At 36.5% G+C, this 16,979-nt stretch carries 18 protein-coding genes and 1 riboswitch; of the genes, 14 read left to right on the top strand and 4 right to left on the bottom strand.

The annotated features are described in order from the left end of the window. Positions 1–101 precede the first annotated feature (101 nt). The 6 genes from MHB44_RS20320 (at position 102) to MHB44_RS20295 (ending at position 4,988) form a co-directional block, all read left to right on the top strand. Complete coding sequence (locus MHB44_RS20320) at positions 102–536, top strand: MarR family transcriptional regulator (protein ID WP_341300624.1); 435 nt, start codon at positions 102–104, stop codon at positions 534–536. Between the two features lie 50 nt (positions 537–586). Beyond that, positions 587–1,570, top strand: a complete 984-nt coding sequence (locus MHB44_RS20315) for a ring-cleaving dioxygenase (protein WP_341300623.1) — start codon at positions 587–589, stop codon at positions 1,568–1,570. Between the two features lie 15 nt (positions 1,571–1,585). After that, positions 1,586–2,203, top strand: a complete 618-nt coding sequence (locus MHB44_RS20310; RefSeq protein WP_341300622.1) for a nitroreductase family protein — start codon at positions 1,586–1,588, stop codon at positions 2,201–2,203. Positions 2,204–2,266: 63 nt separating this feature from the next. Further along, entirely contained in the window at positions 2,267–2,809 is a 543-nt protein-coding gene (locus MHB44_RS20305) for an NADPH-dependent FMN reductase (protein WP_341300621.1), read from the top strand. 105 nt (positions 2,810–2,914) lie between these two features. Next, on the top strand, positions 2,915–4,312 hold the full coding sequence (locus MHB44_RS20300; protein ID WP_341300620.1) for an ATP-binding protein: 1,398 nt from the start codon (positions 2,915–2,917) through the stop codon (positions 4,310–4,312). Next, positions 4,287–4,988 carry a response regulator transcription factor gene (locus MHB44_RS20295; protein WP_341300619.1) on the top strand — a complete coding sequence of 234 codons (702 nt, stop codon included), beginning with the start codon at positions 4,287–4,289 and terminating at the stop codon, positions 4,986–4,988. The genes MHB44_RS20300 and MHB44_RS20295 overlap by 26 nt, the downstream gene beginning before the upstream one ends. A 42-nt stretch (positions 4,989–5,030) precedes the next feature. Here MHB44_RS20295 and MHB44_RS20290 read toward each other — a convergent pair whose 3' ends face one another. Both MHB44_RS20290 and MHB44_RS20285 read right to left on the bottom strand, forming a co-directional pair. After that, complete coding sequence (locus tag MHB44_RS20290; protein WP_341300618.1) at positions 5,031–5,615, bottom strand: YdhK family protein; 585 nt, start codon at positions 5,613–5,615, stop codon at positions 5,031–5,033. Between the two features lie 128 nt (positions 5,616–5,743). Then, entirely contained in the window at positions 5,744–6,340 is a 597-nt protein-coding gene (locus MHB44_RS20285; RefSeq protein WP_341300617.1) for a biotin transporter BioY, read from the bottom strand. Positions 6,341–6,505: 165 nt separating this feature from the next. Beyond that, positions 6,506–6,696, top strand: a riboswitch (cobalamin riboswitch). Positions 6,697–6,907: 211 nt separating this feature from the next. Here MHB44_RS20285 and MHB44_RS20280 point away from each other — a divergent pair. From MHB44_RS20280 to MHB44_RS20255, 6 genes are all read left to right on the top strand, one after another. After that, positions 6,908–7,954 (top strand): iron chelate uptake ABC transporter family permease subunit, encoded by a 1,047-nt coding sequence (locus tag MHB44_RS20280; RefSeq protein ID WP_341300616.1) that lies wholly within the window; start codon positions 6,908–6,910, stop codon positions 7,952–7,954. 5 nt (positions 7,955–7,959) lie between these two features. After that, positions 7,960–8,772, top strand: a complete 813-nt coding sequence (locus MHB44_RS20275; RefSeq protein ID WP_341300615.1) for an ABC transporter ATP-binding protein — start codon at positions 7,960–7,962, stop codon at positions 8,770–8,772. Between the two features lie 114 nt (positions 8,773–8,886). Further along, entirely contained in the window at positions 8,887–9,060 is a 174-nt protein-coding gene (locus MHB44_RS20270) for a hypothetical protein (protein WP_341300614.1), read from the top strand. Between the two features lie 68 nt (positions 9,061–9,128). Then, positions 9,129–10,295 carry an endonuclease Q family protein gene (locus MHB44_RS20265; RefSeq protein WP_341300613.1) on the top strand — a complete coding sequence of 389 codons (1,167 nt, stop codon included), beginning with the start codon at positions 9,129–9,131 and terminating at the stop codon, positions 10,293–10,295. 106 nt (positions 10,296–10,401) lie between these two features. Further along, a complete protein-coding gene (locus tag MHB44_RS20260) occupies positions 10,402–12,030 on the top strand; it encodes an S-layer homology domain-containing protein (protein ID WP_341300612.1) in 1,629 nt (542 codons plus the stop codon). Positions 12,031–12,163: 133 nt separating this feature from the next. Then, the gene (locus tag MHB44_RS20255; protein WP_341300611.1) at positions 12,164–12,532 is read left to right on the top strand and encodes a potassium channel family protein; all 369 of its coding nucleotides are present in this window, start codon (positions 12,164–12,166) and stop codon (positions 12,530–12,532) included. Positions 12,533–12,580: 48 nt separating this feature from the next. Here MHB44_RS20255 and MHB44_RS20250 read toward each other — a convergent pair whose 3' ends face one another. Further along, positions 12,581–12,868 (bottom strand): DUF2653 family protein, encoded by a 288-nt coding sequence (locus MHB44_RS20250; protein WP_341300610.1) that lies wholly within the window; start codon positions 12,866–12,868, stop codon positions 12,581–12,583. Continuing rightward, entirely contained in the window at positions 12,856–13,320 is a 465-nt protein-coding gene (locus tag MHB44_RS20245; protein ID WP_341300609.1) for a hypothetical protein, read from the bottom strand. Before MHB44_RS20245 ends, MHB44_RS20250 begins: the two co-directional genes overlap by 13 nt. A gap of 417 nt (positions 13,321–13,737) precedes the next feature. On the opposite strand from MHB44_RS20245, the gene MHB44_RS20240 reads away from it, so the two are divergent. Beyond that, on the top strand, positions 13,738–15,018 hold the full coding sequence (locus MHB44_RS20240; RefSeq protein WP_341300608.1) for a tetratricopeptide repeat protein: 1,281 nt from the start codon (positions 13,738–13,740) through the stop codon (positions 15,016–15,018). Between the two features lie 574 nt (positions 15,019–15,592). Beyond that, positions 15,593–16,885: a globin-coupled sensor protein gene (locus MHB44_RS20235; protein WP_341300607.1), complete on the top strand. Its 1,293-nt coding sequence runs from the start codon at positions 15,593–15,595 to the stop codon at positions 16,883–16,885. Positions 16,886–16,979: the final 94 nt, after the last annotated feature.

Genomic DNA, 16,979 nt, shown 5'->3' with positions numbered 1-16,979 from the left:
GGCAAACATGAAGAAACAAAATGTTTGCTGTTTAAAAATGTATATGTTATTATTATCTCGAATTAAAGATAATTAAATTCGTAGTAAAAAGAGGGAGTCGTATGAAGGAAAACAATCGTAATTTAAAAGCATTTACGGTCTTGTTCCGAGCATATCAAACGATTCAAGATGCAACTAAAAAAGATTTACTTCAATATGATTTAAATCAAACCGAATTTTCGGTTCTTGAATTTTTATACCATCGAGGAGAGCAACCTATTCAAATGATTGGTAAAAAAATATTAATTGCAAGCAGTAGCATTACCTATGTGATTGATAAGCTCGAGCAAAAAGGCTATGTGCATCGTAAGGCATGTCCAAGAGATCGACGTGTTACGTACGCGTTACTAACGCTTGAGGGGCAGGCTTTGATGAAAGAAATTTTCCCGAAGCATGAACAAAAAATAAATGAGATATTTGAAGTATTGGAAGCTCAGGAGCTGGATAACATGATTTTATCACTTAAAAAAGTTGGCAAGAACGCCACTAACCAATAAAAAATTTTACGCATATATCTCGAAATCGAGATATATAGGAGGAGCATACTATGAATCATTTAAAAGGTGTACACCATGTAACGGCTATCACAAGTAGTGCTGAAGAGAATTATAAATTCTTTACCTATATATTAGGGATGCGCTTAGTAAAGAAAACCGTTAATCAGGATGATATTCAAACATACCATTTATTCTTTGCAGATGATAAAGGTAGCGCGGGAACAGATATGACGTTCTTCGATTTTCCAAATATTCCAAAGGGAGTGCATGGAACTAATGAAATTTTCAAAACTTCTTTCCGTGTACCAACAGACGTAGCTTTAGATTATTGGGTAAAGCGCTTTGATCGTTTAAACATCAAGCATACTGGTATGAAAGAACAGTTTGGAAAGAAAACATTATCCTTTGTTGATTTTGATGATCAGCACTATCAGCTTATTTCAGATGAGCATAATACAGGAGTTGCATCAGGCACACCTTGGCAGGATGGCCCCATCCCACTTGAGTATGCCATTACAGGTTTAGGGCCAGTATTTGTCCGTGTAGCTAATTTTAAATATTTTAAAGATGTGTTAGAAAAGGTAATGCTCTTTACAGAGATTGCAGAAGAAGGAGACTTTCATTTATTTGAAGTAGGTGAGGGAGGAAATGGCGCCCAGATTATTGTAGAACACAACACGGTGTTACCCGTTGCTCGTCAAGGTTTTGGCACTGTTCATCATGCTGCCTTTCGTGTAGAGGATCGTGCGGTATTAGATGAATGGACTGCACGATTCGACAGCTTTGGTTTCCACACGTCTGGCTATGTAAATCGTCATTTCTTTGAATCATTGTATGCACGTGTAGCCCCGCAGATTTTATTTGAATTGGCTACAGATGGTCCAGGATTTATGGGCGATGAGCCATATGAAACATTGGGAGAAAAACTGTCATTACCACCATTTTTAGAGCCAAAACGTGAACAAATTGAAGGTCTTGTTCGTCCGATTGACACTGTAAGAAGTTCCATTATGTTTGATAAGGAATATGAGTAATAGGAGGTTTAATGTATGGAATTTTCTAAGCTGATTGATAAGCGCCGCTCTGCTAATAATTTTGTAGAAGGTATTAAGATAACGGAGGAGGATATACGTCCCATTTTGGAGGATGTCAAGCTAGCACCCTCAGCATTTAACTTGCAACATGCCAATTATATCGTTGTATTGGATGAGGATATGAAAGAAAGAATGCGAGAGGTGGCATTTGGGCAATATAAAGTGCATTCAGCTGCAGGGGTCATCCTTGTATTAGGGGACAAAGAGGCGTATAAAAATACGGCTGAATTACATCAAGGTATGGTGGATTTAGGTATTATTACAACTCGTGAATTAAATGAGCTTGTGGCTGAGAATACAAATTTTTATGAGGAACGTGGTGAGGCATTTAAAAGAGATGAGGCTATTCGTAATGCATCTTTATCTGCTATGTACTTTATGCTTGCAGCGAAAAATCGTGGCTGGGATACTTGTCCTATGATTGGCTTTGACCAGCAGCAAATGCGTGCCTTGTTTAATATTCCTGAAACATATGAAATTGCCCTGATGATTACGATTGGCAAAGAAAAAGAAAGTAGTCGTCGCTTACGTGGCTATCGCAAGTCAGTTGAAGAATTTGCCACTTATTATTAAAGTGATATAAAATAGAATAGTTATGCAAATACTGTGACTAATATTTATTTAGGAGGAAACATCATGAAAGTAGTAGCCATCGTTGGTAGTATTCGTAAGGAATCTTATAATATGCAATTAGCTCAATTTATTCAAAAACGTTATGCAGAGAAGCTGGATTTAGAGGTTTTAAGCTTAAAGGATCTACCAATGTATAATCAAGATATTGAAAATGAACCACCACAAGTAGTAGTGGATTTTAAAGCAAAAGTGAAAGCTGCAGATGCTGTCCTTTGGGTTACACCAGAATATAATGGTACAGTTCCTGGTGTTATGGTTAATGCCATTGATTGGCTATCACGTGTGGATAAAGTAATGATTGGTAAACCATCCCTCATGATGGGAGCTTCTATGGGGAACTTAGGGACTGTAAAAGCACAATTACATTTACGTGATATTTTATTCTCTTCTGGCATCAATTCACCATTACTAAGCGGGAATGATGTTTATGTTGGTGCTGTGCATACTAAGTTTGATGCAGAAGGAAACTTAACGGATGAAGGTACAGTAAAATTCCTTGATGTTGTGATTGATAACTTTATCGATTGGGCAAAAAAATACGTTTAATTAATAGCTGTCCCATAAGTATACAAGATACTTATGGGCATTTTTTGTCTGCATGAAATCTTCACATTTTTACGGTATACTTTTAAGAAAAATGAGTGGTTACAGATGAGAAAACTATCCCTTAAGCTAGGCATCATCTTTTTTATCACATTATTTTGTATAGAAACTTTTATGATGTTTTTTTTACATGCCTCCTTGACTAATTCTAGGGTTGAAGAAGAATTGACGAGTTTGCAAGCAAGAGGAAACTCACATAGAACAATATTAGAAAAAAATTTTAAGAAGGAAACATTATCGCATGTTGTTCTTATGGAATCAGATGAAAATACAGATGTAGTAATTACCGATGAGGAGGGTACAGTGCTGGCATCCTCTCAATTGTATTCTGAAGTTAAGGATATAATAAATAGGGTTGAGGGAGATATTCCTTACGAGGGGAAGGTCTTACAAGATAATTGGCAAGAGGCGGCATCTATTGCTACTATTAGTCCTATTCAAAAAGAACATATAACGATTGGCTATGTCTATATGTTTCAAAATACAGACTCTATTCATACTTTGATGAAGCGCTTAAATAAGCATTTTCTTATCGTTGGTATCGTATCAGGTTTTGTCACAATTGTAGTTATTATCATTTTATCTCGGAAGCTTGCCAAACCATTAATTCAGATGAAAGAGGCCACATTAAAAATGAGCAAAGGTGATTTTACAGTGGCTCTTTCTACGAATGGTAAAGATGAGCTTGGAGATTTATCGAATGCTATACAACTATTATCCAGTGATTTAAATCATTTAAGGCAAGAGAGAAAGGAATTTTTATCAAGTATTGCACATGAGCTCCGCACACCTTTAACCTTTATTAAGGGCTATACGGATATTCTTTATAAACGTAATTTAGCTGAGCAGGATCGTCAAAAATATTTAGCCATTATAATAGAAGAAACGAATAGACTGTCTCGATTAATCAAAGATTTATTCGATTTAGCCAAAATGGATGAAAATTCCTTTGTTATAGAAAAACAATGTCTTCATTTAAATCTGTTTTTTACAAGCCTAGAAGAAAAGTTAAGCCCTGTTTTTCAAGAGAAACAGATACATTTTACTGTGCATTGTGATGAGGAATCAACTTTATGGGCAGATCCATCAAGACTCGAACAAGTCATGAGGAATCTTTTAAATAATTCACTCACTTACTGTACATCAGGAGATATGACTTCTGTCAAGGTAACAAAACACAATGACGTATTAACCATTACCATTCAAGATACAGGAAAAGGGATTCCGAAGAAGGATCTGCCGTATATTTTTGAGCGTTTTTATCGGGTAGAGAAATCCCGTAGTCGAGCATTAGGTGGTTCTGGCTTGGGACTTGCTATTGTGAAAGAGCTTGTACAGGCACATGGAGGGAAGGTGGCAGCTAGTAGTGAAGAAAATAAAGGGACTACTTTCGTATTATCGTTTAAAGGAGTAGAAACGAATGAAAACCATTTTATGCATGGATGATGAACCAAGAATGTTAGATTTACTGACTCTTTACTTAGCGCCCATATATCATTGTAAAGCACTGTCGTCTGTACAAGAGGTGTTAGATTATTTGGATGAAAAGCATGTAGATTTAGTTCTTTTAGATATTATGATGCCAGAAATGAATGGTTGGGAGGTTTGTAAAGAGATAAGGAAGTTTTCGGATGTACCTATTATTATGCTAACAGCAAAAGGGGAGCATGCTGATATTGTAAAAGGTTTAAATATTGGTGCAGATGACTACATATTAAAGCCCTTTGATGAAGAGGAGTTACTAGCACGTATACATGCTGTCTTAAGGAGAACAAAAGCAAAAGAAGAGATTATCATCTTTGAAGGGCTACGCTTAGATAAAGAATCCTTTGAATTACATTTTCGACAAGAGGCTATATCTTTAACACCCAAGGAATTTTCCATGCTAACATTATTTTTAGATTATCAAAATAAAGTATTTTCAAGAGAACATCTTATCACTACAGTTTGGGGATATGATGAGCCCATTGAAGATCGAACAATTGATTCGCATGTCCGTAACTTACGGGAAAAATTACGGAAAAGCAGTTTCCCTGTTGATGATTACTTACAAACAGTTTGGGGAATAGGATACAAATGGCATAAGCCCATAGATAGAAACCATTTTAAACATAAAAGATAGAAAAATAACCTCTTCCAGAAATGCTAGGAGAGGTTATTCGTGTTATTGCATTGCTAGCTCTTCTTCTGTCACCCACTTATGATTTTTCACGGCTTCACGATTTGTAGTTGAAGTGTAATCAATCATATAAACAGTCGTTTGCACAGCCTCATCAATTCGGACAGTCGCATTTTCCATACCTTCCATATGAGCAGCAGCCGTTTTTACTTCTGTACCAGAAGCTAATGGTGCTTCCTCTGGTTCAATTAATTCTTCATGAATGACCCACTTATGTTTTTCCACTCGCTGACCACCTGATGTTGCCGTATAGGATATGATATAAGCAGTTGTATCATATGCTCCAACAATTGTCGCTTCAGCACCTTTCATACCCTCCATATGCCCATCTGTAAGAATAGCTGTACTACCTACTGGAAACTTTGGATTTTCAGCATTTTTCAACGTAACTGGCACTTCTCCTGAATTTGAATGGTTCATCGTAGAATGGTCTATATCTGTTTGTTGTGCTGTTTCATTATTATCATTTGAAATTGATGTAGGCTTTGTTTTATCCTCTGTACAAGCTGATAAACTTAGCAAAGCTATTACTGATAGTAGCCCAATAGACCATCTTCTTTTAACTGTCATATCATGTCCTCCTTACCTATTTGCCCTTACTGTAGCAAATAAATATGCAGAAATGATGAACAGGAACTTTCAATCGAAGGTCATTATAAAAAGCCCTTCTTTAGTCTGTCACTAAAGAAGGGATGAAGTTATTTTATTGGAATGATTTTTAATGTTTTTTGTAATCGGTGAGCGAAGATACCTGCAAAGATAGATAAAATAATATCCTTTGGTAGTGGAGGAACCATCCACAGCCACGCTAATTTATAAGTAAAGCCTTCTGGTGCACTTGCCCAAACTTTATACGCAAAATACATCCAATTTGTTCCAAATAAATAATTGATAACAAATGCTACTAATGCAGCCACTATGTACCTTACCTTTGTGCCGCTACGTTCTACAATAAGACCAGCAATAAATGCCACTAAAATATATGACACAATAAATCCAAAAGTAGGGCTTAAAATTTTACTGAAGCCTCCACTAAAGAGAGCAAAGACAGGTGCTCCTGCTAAACCGATACACATATAAACGGTACAAGCAAGCGCCCCTTTTCGACTGCCAAGAATAAGTCCTGCTAAAATAGCAAAAAAAGTTTGTAGTGTGATTGGGACACCACCCACTACTAAAAATGGTACGAAGGAAGTAATATTAGCACCTATCATCATTAGTGTAGAGAATAAGCCAATATAAGCGATATCTACGGTTCTTAATTTATGATGCGTGTGTTCTGTAACTGTTGCCATGCTTTCACCTCTAGTTTTTATAAAGTTATTAATGATAGTGTAAATAACTAGTGTATTTGTGTCAACCTAAAATTATATTTAGTTAACAAAAGTGTTGGCTGTGAAATAGTAGCTCCTTATAGACTAACCAGCTATAAAACTGTATGATAGAATCGTGATCATTTTATAATATTCGCTACTATTGGTGTGACATCTTTTTTATGTCACTTAAAAGGGAAGTCGGTGAAAGACCGACGCTGTCCCGCAACTGTAACGAGGAGTCCTATGCTATTTCATGCCACTATTGAAGAATGGGAAGGCTGTCATAAGGATGTAGAATCGAAGCCAGGAGACCTGCCAATTAGTAAGACCTGTAATGCCCACGAGGATGCAAGCAATTACGGACAATAGCTGGTTATTTTCTGACTTTGTTTAATCGAGGGTATTTCTATGCATATTTTTGTATAGAATACCTTTTTTATTTTGATACAACTTTATCGGTGTTGAGATAAATAGTTAGCGACTATTACAGGTTTAACTACGTGTGATTAATTGCTTCATCCATCAAATTTGTAGGAGTTTAAACGGATGAATAAAAAATTTATATTTTTTTCATTAATACTTTTTCTAGTATTGATTATTTCAATGACATTTGCTGTAATGGTCGGGTCTGTATCTGTAACACCATTATATGTTTGGAAGGTTATTCTTTCAAAGCTCCCTTTTATCCAAAGCTTTATAGAGCCTGATTGGAGTCGCTCACAGGAAATTATTATTTGGCAAATACGAGTACCGCGTGTCATACTAGCGGCTATTGTTGGAGCAGGCTTAGCCATTGCGGGAGCTGCTATTCAAGCGCTTGTGCGAAATTCTATTGCTGATCCTTATATTTTGGGCATTTCTTCAGGCGCAGCGGTGGGGGCAACCTCTGTTATTATTTTAGGTGCTTTTTCATTTTTAGGTATATACGCTCTTTCTGTATCTGCATTTTTAGGGTCGTTGCTTGCCATCGTGCTTGTATTTTTCTTATCACGTGTTGGTGGACGAGTCTCTATTTTCCGTCTGTTGCTGGCAGGAATGGCTGTGTCCTTTATTTTAACAGCCGTTTCGAATTTTATTTTAATGATGGCTAAGCAGGAGGGAGCTTTAAAGGCCGTAATGTTTTGGATGCTCGGTAGTCTAGCAGGAGCTAAATGGACGAATATTATTGTTCCTGCTATTGTACTTTTCGTTGTACTTATACTGCTTTGGCTCCATTACCGAAACTTAAATCTACTATTATTAGGTGAAGAGGCAGCCGTAACATTAGGGGTGAACCTTCAGCAATTTCGTATACAGCTAGTCTTACTTGTCTCGCTGTTAACAGGTGTGCTTGTGGCTGTTAGCGGCTCTATTGGATTTGTAGGATTAATTATTCCGCATATTGTACGATTAATTGTTGGGTCTAATTATAAATACGTTATCCCGATTAGTGCCTTATTAGGAGGAATCTTCTTAGTTTGGGCAGATGCAGTGGCTCGAATTATTATTGCTCCTCAGGAAATGCCAATTGGTATTATTACAGCTTTTTGTGGCGGACCATTCTTTATTTGGCTACTCCGTCGAAATAACTATTCTTTCGGTGAAGGAGATTAATAGACATGACATTGGAAGCAAAGCAAGTATCATTCTCCATTAACGATCAGCGCATATTGCATGAAGTCAGTATTCATATAAAGGAAAAGCAATTTGTTGGGTTAATTGGCCCTAACGGTAGTGGTAAATCAACCTTACTGAAAAATATGTATCGTTTATTAAAGCCTGAAAAGGGTATGATTTTATTAAATGAGCAGGATGTTTTAAGGCAATCTAGTAAAGCGATTGCTAAAAACCTAGCTGTTGTAAGTCAAGAAACACCTGTGTTATTTGACTTTACTGTGCATGATTTAGTCAGTATGGGGAGAACGCCACATAAAAAGCTATTAGAGCTTGATCAGGAGCAAGATTTCCAAATTGTTAAAGATGCTCTTAGACAAACGGGTATATCTCATTTAGAGAAACGAAGCTTTAGCTCTCTTTCAGGAGGCGAGAAAAAGCGCGTAATGGTTGCACGAGCACTCGCTCAACAAGCACAGGTTCTAATATTAGATGAGCCGACGAACCATTTAGATGTTCAACATCAACTTCAACTTATGGATTTAATTCAAACCTTACATTTAACCGTAGTAGCAGCTTTACATGACTTAAATATCGCGGCCATGTACTGTGATCAAATTTATGTGTTACAGCATGGTCGGATTGTATGTCATGGTACACCAGAGGAAGTGCTAACACCTGCGTTATTGCAAAAAGTATTTGGTGTGTACGCTGATATTCAAACACATGCATTGACAGGTAAGCCATATCTTACCTATGTTCCTGAACAATTTACAAAAAATGCTAAAGATCGAGCAAGTGCAGTAAAAGTAAGGTAATATAGCTGGATACATAAATGGGCTAACGAGAAAATTTTCACTTTCTTAATAGCCCTTTTCTTGTATAGATAGCTTGGTTTTAGGGAATTGTATGGTTGAAAGGAATGATGAACAATGGAAGAAATGAAATTTGCCAAGCTTGACCACCAGCAACTTGAAAAAATTAATGAGCTAGAACAGGCTATAGGTGTTACATTAGTAGCGTACAATTCAGCAGCGATGTCAGCTCAAGGATCAGATGCCCATGAAGCAAATTCTAGCGCTACCAACGATCAAACATCATCGTAAACAATAAAATGCCTTGCAGGAATGTAAGGTACTTTTCTTTTTTATCCATACAAAAGGAAGTGCTAAACATGAAAGAGTTTTATGCAGATTTACATATTCATATTGGTCGTACTGCCAGTGGACGAGCTGTTAAAATTACAGGTAGTAGAACACTAACATTAACACAAATTTTAGAGACGGCCAGTGCAAGAAAAGGCTTGGATATAGTAGGTATTATTGACTGCCATTCACCAGAGGTGATAGAGGAGATAGATACATTATTAGTACAAGGAGAGCTGAAGGAGCTAGAAGAGGGAGGGCTACGCTTTCAGGAAACAACACTAATTCCAGGCTCGGAAATTGAGATTTATGATCAATTTTGTCATGGTCCTATTCATGTGCTTGCTTATTTTCCTACATTGTTGCAAATGAAGCAATTTTCAAATTGGATGTCTCAGCATATAAAAAATATTCATTTAAGTTCACAGCGAATCTATTGTGACGGACAGACATTACAGCAAAAGGTTTATGAATTGGATGGACTTTTTATTCCAGCGCATGTCTTTACACCCTTTAAAAGCCTGTTTGGCAAAGGGGTGCAGCGTAGCTTAACAGAGGTATTTGACCCGAAGATGATAGATGCCATTGAATTAGGGTTAAGCTCTGATACGATGATGGTCCATCAGATAAAAGAGCTACAGGCGTATACATTTGTGAGTAATTCTGATGCTCATTCACTTGGAAAAATAGCACGTGAATATCAAAAACTACGATTAGCAGCAGCCAATTTTGCAGAATTAAAAAAGGCTCTTCATGAACAGCAAGGTCGTGCAGTCATCGCAAATTATGGGTTAAATCCTTTACTTGGTAAATACCATCAAACCGTCTGTGCAAAATGTGGTGAACAGCTTGACAATCAAGAGACTCACTGTACAAATTGTGGAAGTACACAAATTATAAAGGGTGTAGCAACACGCATTCAGGAGCTATCGGAGGATTTTTCGAATACACGACAGAGACCCCCTTATATTCATCAAGTGCCGTTAGATTTTATTCCTGGGATTGGGCCTAAAATGCTGGAACGATTACTACAAGCATTTGGGACAGAGATGAATATTTTACACAATGTAACAGTAGAGCAGCTTGAACAAATTGTCCCCTCTAAAATTGCAATATTAATAGATCAAGCAAGAACAGGTCAACTAGCGATTGCCGTTGGGGGAGGTGGAATTTATGGAAAGGTACAGACTGATTAAATAAGGTATAGAAATTTAAAAAAATGCTATTATTTAACCTATTTTTAACCTTTCTCTAGTAAAATGGTGGATACATGTACTATTTTATAGATGGAGGCGAAAGTGTATGCAATTATCAAAGAAATTTCGTTTTTTAGCTGCGAGTATCCTTACTTTACAGCTCATTGTACCTACAGCAGCCAACGCAGAGGGACAAAGTGACAATATCGCACCGAGCTGGGTCGTTCAAGCAGATTATGTGGCACTTGGTGATTCATTAGCTCAAGGTATAAATGAGCTAGGGGTTATTGGGCTAGGCTACACAGATTTTGTAGCCCAGGCATTGCAACATGAAGGCTTTTTAGCTTCCTATAATAAGGGCTTTGCGATGTCGGGCTACTCAACGACAAATATTTTAACGGATATCCATAATAATGTAGAAAAAGCAGTGACAGGTTTTGGCTATACAAGTGAACAAGTAAAGCTACATGATGCTATTAAAAATGCTGAAATTATTACATTAACTGCTGGTGCCAATGATTTATTGCCTATTTTAAAAGAATCTCAGCAAACAGGCATTGATACAGCTGCCATGATCAAGGCGACAAAGGAAGCCGTCACAAATATTGGAACCATTTTAACGGAAATTAAAAAACTGAATCCACAAGCAGAAGTATATGTAATGGGCTATTATAATTCTTTCCCCTATTATGAGGAAAAACTACAAGCGCAGTTTAAAGTGCTGCTGGCTACACTTAATACCACACTAAAATCAACGGTTGAAAAAGCAGGAGCAACGTTTGTGCCAACCTATAATATTGTGGCAAAGGATGTTCTAAGCTATCTACCAAATCCAGAAAATATTCATTTAAGTGAGGCTGGCTATTTAGCAGTAGCAAATGATGCATTTCTACCTTTGATGAAAACAAGCTCTTTATGGGACATATCGAAAGCAATTAATGTAAATGTAAAAGATCAAACAACAGTAGAGGTACACTGGCAAGAAGCAATGGATAATGTAGGTGTGACAAATTATCTTGTCTATGTTAATGATCAGCTAATCTCAACAGTAGAGGCACCTACAACATCAATTACACTTGATAAGTTAACAGAAAACACAGCCTATCATGTTGTGGTAAAAGCAGTAGACGCGGCGGGTAATGAAAGTGTTCAAAGCCCAGAGATCACATTTACAACACAGGGAGCAATAAGTTTTACAGACATCGATAAACATTGGGCAAAAGAGTATATTCAACAAGCAGCCGCTACAGGTATTATGAATGGCTATCCAGATGGTACATTTAGGCCGGAGCATCATGTAACACGTGTGCAAGCTGCGGCAATACTTGTAAGAAGCTTAGGGTTAACAACGCAGGAGCAAGCGCCATTTACGGATATTGCGAATTATGATGCTAAAACAAAGTCAGAAATTGCAGCAGCCTATGCACATGGACTCATTAAGGGGACAGCAGATGGAAAGTTCAATCCAGCACAGCCAGTGACACGTGCTCAATTAGCATTAATGCTTTATCGTGCTTATGAACAACAAGTCAATCAACCGTCTGTAGCTACAGGAAGTGAGCTACCTTTTACAGATATTGCTTCGTATGATGTTGAAACACAACAAGCCATCAAAATGCTGTATGAGCTAGGTATTGTAACGGGAGATGGAAAAAAATATCTACCAGCAGCTCCAACGAAACGTGGAGAAGCAGCTAAAATACTTGTTAATATCAATCAGCTAATTATTCAATAACTAGAACAAGGTAGGAGCGATAAAAGCTTCTACCTTTTGACGTCTTTATGATAAACAAAGTATAGTCTTACTATGCTTTGTGCATGTTGTGAATAAAGTACATATAAGCAAGCAATGAGAAGGAGGGAAAGGTATGATATCGTTTATATTATCTGTAAAAAGATTGTTAACAGGGCTGTGGCGATCCTTTAAACGGCCGTATTTTCTTCCGTTATTTACTACATTATTTTTAATTATTTTATCGGGCACATTATTTTATAGTGGGGTGGAGAAATGGCATTGGTTGGATGCCTTGTACTTTGCGGTAATTAGCTTAATTCCAACAGGCGTAGAAACAGGGCTATATCCAACTACTACCTACTCTAAAATTTTTACCATGATCTATTTAATTGTTGGTACCGGTGTTATGTTTATTATGCTATTAATACTTGGTCGTTCTATCGTTGATTTTTCCCTTAATGAGGATGAAAAAGAAGAAATGAAAAAACGGTTGAAAAAGTAAAATAACCGTACAATGAATCTTATAGAGGACTCATTGTACGGTTATTTTTTAAGATAGCACGGCAATAATGCCCTGTTCATCCTCTAACATAAGTTCAATACCTGTAGAAAAAGGGTCGCCATGTAAAACATCCTTTATCCACACACGTAAGGCACCAATCATGGCTGCTGTATTGAGCATTTCAATTTGACCCTTTACATCAACCTCTGCACCAAAGCCAGCATCATCATCGTATGTTAATTCAACAAGAACATCCTCAGGGCGGATATTTTTATAATAAGCTTGGGATAAACAAATGGCATTAATAATATCTTGCTCATTAATTATTTGTGCCATTGTGTTTCCTCTTTACGTTTTTTATCTTTAAACATATTCACAATTTTCATTACTAATATCACAATAACAGCAATGGCTGCTACATTGATTAATAAACCCAAAATATTACCAAGTATCCCCATACCACCAAATAAGCTACCGAATAATAAACCTGCTAAACCGCCAAGCATTAAGCCTTTCATAAGACCACCTGAGAAGAAGCCACCTTTTTTAGCTGTATCTGCTTTATTTGTTGAGTTTGTATTATTTTTATTTGTCGTTGCATTATTGTCCTTAGAGTTATCCTGAGATTTTTGGATATTTGAACTATTATTATTGTTGGTGAAGCCTTTTTTTCCTGATTTATAAGACTTCTTTGCTTCAGCTGTTGGCGTATCTGAGATCAACAATGTTGCACCTACAGTTGAAAAGATGAGTGTCGCTGCAAAAAGAGCGGCAAGAATTTTTTTCATTACGTACATTCCTCCAATGTCATTTGTTTATAAATTAGTTTTCTATAATAATAGTACCTGAATCTTCTTTAAAAATAAAATAAACGCTGTCAGGAAATACAGCATAATAAAAAAATTGAACAAGCAGTGACAATTTAAGTAAGAGTATTGCAAGTATTATAGTGACTTTCTTGAAATGAAAATAATTTTTGCTGTATTTTTCTTCTAGGCGTTTTCCTTATTTAGCTATACAATGTTTTTATACTAGTGTTATATGTGCGGTTACCATCCACAATAGATGTGTAACCAAAATTCAACTGTCTTCCATATAATAGTGGTAAGGCAGTTTTTTGGTTTATTGCCTGTGTAATGTAAGCTGACTAGAGGAACATAAAGAAGGTCAATCACTTTTTACATAATGTGCAAGGAGGGAGAATAATGTACGAGCAACTATTAGCAAGGCGCAATAAAGAACGAATGGAGTCCCTGCAAAAGCTTATACAAACAGAAAATTCATGGTTTGCTCAAAATATTAACTTATTAGTATTTGCTGAAGTAAACGTAGTAGCCTTGCAAAAAATATTGTATCAGATAATTCGAGGGCTATTAAAGGAACAGCAGCAACGATATTTACAAATTATCTATGCAGAGCAATCTATCCAGGAAAATGTATTAACGCTGTTAGCCGAATATGACGATGTGTTGCGAGATGTCATTCCACATCCTATTTATATTCTTATTTGGCAGGTTTCCTCATTAGAGAAACTAGCGAGCAGTCATGAGGTAGTAGATGATGTACTTGATATCCTTGATTGGTATTGTCAGCAGCGTGATGAGCATGTCAAGGTATTAAGTGAGGAGGAATTAGACTACGAAACGATGATTGACTTATATAAAGAAGCGGTTGAGGAGCAGGATGCAGAAGCACAGTATCAGCTAGGACAATACTATAATGCGACAGAAGGAGAACATTTTCAGCCAGAGAAATCCCTGAAGTGGTTTGAACGAGCAGCTATTCAGGGAAATGTAGAAGCACAGTATATGCTAGGAAATTTTTATTTTGAGGGAATCGGCGTTAAAGGGGATGAGAAGCTTGCCTTGTCGTTTTATGAAAAAGCTGCTTTACAGGGCCATGCGGATGCGGCCAATAATTTAGCGGATATGTACTTTAATGGAGAAGGTGTCCCTAAAAATTATACACTAGCCAAAAAATGGTTTGATTATGCAGCACAGCATCATGTTGCTGAGGCGATGTTTACACTAGGGATTATCTATGAACAGGGCTTAGGTGTTACGGTAGATCAGGAAGCCGCCTTTAATGCTTATAAGAAATCTGCTGAGGCAGGTTATGTGGAAGCACAATATCGCCTCGGTGGTATTTATTTAGAGGGACGTTTAGGGCAATCAAAGGATGTAAACCGTGGTCTAATTTGGTATGAAAAAGCTGCAGAGCAATATCATATCGATGCTTTTTATGATTTAGGCTATATATGGAGTAATGGTTTAACAGGTATACGCAATGTTGAAAAAGGAATCCATTGGTTTAAACAGGCAGCATTACAGGGTGATGCAGATGCAAAGCTACAACTTGGGCATATTTATAATAAAGGAGAAGGCATTGCTCGAAATATAAAAGAGGCGCTTAAGTGGTATGGTCTAGCAGCAGAGGCAGGTGTTGAAGAAGCCGCTCGATTATTGCAGGAACTTAAAGGGTTATAAATTTTGCATGAAAAACAACTGGGTATTTAGAACTTTTTGTATTTAGGGTATAACTAGGTTTTTGGTTTCTTTTATAGGTTTTTTTATAGGTTTATATACCCTATTTGAATGAATGTAGAAAATATTAGGATAGTTAAATAAAATATAAATAAAGAGAGAAATTTGTCATAACAATAAGTTAGAAATTTGCATAATAATATTATAATAGCTTTTTAGTATTTGTATTAAATAGAGTAGTATCAAGGACCTTTTGCACGAATTTTGTAAAATAAAGTAATTTATAAAATTGACAGCAATTTATAAAATGATTAAGGTATTATGAGAGATTTTGATAAAAAAGGATATAAAAATTATTTTATTAAATTAAGTAGTCTGTTTGCTGGGGGTAGGTCACTATTATTTGATTAGGGGAAAGAGTGACTGATGCGCTTTTGGAGGAAGTGAGAACTAGCAACAGTATTGACAATAAATATAGAAATCCAATTTAAGGATATTTTTTCTTATAGTGATCTATAAATCGTCGTTGATGTTTCGTAACAGAATAAAAGTAAACGGAATGAAAGAGGGAAAATATGTGGTTTTTCAAAAAAGGAGAAAGATAAAAACATTAGACTTACAGCAATATACTGTGAAAATGGATTTGTCTAATCGACCATCAATGGTAAAGCAAATGGAGATGCTGAGTTTAGTAAAGCAAGATTTGCAATACTTAAAGGCATTTCAACCATATGTGATGGACAATGTAGATCACATCGTTAACCGTTTTTACAAAATGATAGGAACAGAGCAGCAATTAGTAGATATTATTAATCATCATAGTTCTGTAGAAAGACTGAAAGTAACATTGCGCCAGCATATTATTGAAATGTTTAACGGAACAATTGATGAGGAATTTTATCAAAGACGTGTAAAGATTGCGAAGGTGCATGTTCATATTGGTCTTAGAACACAATGGTATATTTGTGCTTTCCAAGATTTATCCACATCATTTATTGAGTTAGTGGAGAAAAATGTTGAGCATCCTTATGATCAGTTTAATACAATTAGAGCTGTCCTTAAAATATGTAATTTTGAGCAGCAGCTTGTGTTAGAGGCATTCGAGAATACTGTGGAGGAACTAAAAGAGACGATTGAGCAAGAGAAAGAATCAATTGAACAGCAAATTGTAGAATCCTCAGAGGCACTAGCCACAATATCTGAGGAAACAAATAACTCCTTTGGTCTTTTAAGTAAGCAATCGGATGAACTTAAACAATTAGCCAAAAAATCACTTGATGTATCGGTACTGGCTGAAGGTCAGGCGCTTGAAGGGCGTGAATGTTTAAAAAATCAATCACAAAATATGCATAATATTATTTATTCATTGCGTGATATAGAGGAAAATATAGAACATTTAGCTGGTATGTCAAAGGAAATGGAAACGATAATGAGCGTAGTGACCAATATTGCGAATCAAACGAATCTATTAGCTTTGAATGCTGCCATTGAAGCCGCTCGCGCTGGAGAAGCGGGTAAGGGCTTTAGTGTAGTGGCTGATGAAGTTCGAAAATTATCTATTCAAACAAAGGATTCGGTTACAGCTGTTGCATTGTTACTGCAAAAAACAAGAGAACGGATGGAAAAACTAGAAGACTCACTAACAAATATTCAAGATGAGGTTGCGTCTGGTGAGGAAAATATGTCCCACACGGAGGGCCAATTTACGAATATACTAGGAGCAATGACAGAAGCAAAGGATCAAAATGATTGCATGGTGCAAAAAATCCAAGCAATCGTAGAAATTTTAAATGAGCTAGGTAGTTCTTTTAGTGAGGTAGCAAATTCAGCAGAGAAATTAGCGAGCTTTGCACAAAACTTAAATGATTAAACAATGTATATCGAATACTTAAGCGCTATAGAAATCTCATATATATTTGAAGTACATGAATGGAAATTAAGGAGGGCTAGACAGTGGACCTTCA

It is taken from the genome of Lysinibacillus sp. FSL H8-0500 (genome assembly GCF_038051955.1).
Classification (GTDB): domain Bacteria; phylum Bacillota; class Bacilli; order Bacillales_A; family Planococcaceae; genus Lysinibacillus; species Lysinibacillus macroides.
The sequence above is the reverse complement of the archived record's forward strand: the minus strand, read 5'-3'. Positions and strand labels throughout refer to the sequence as shown.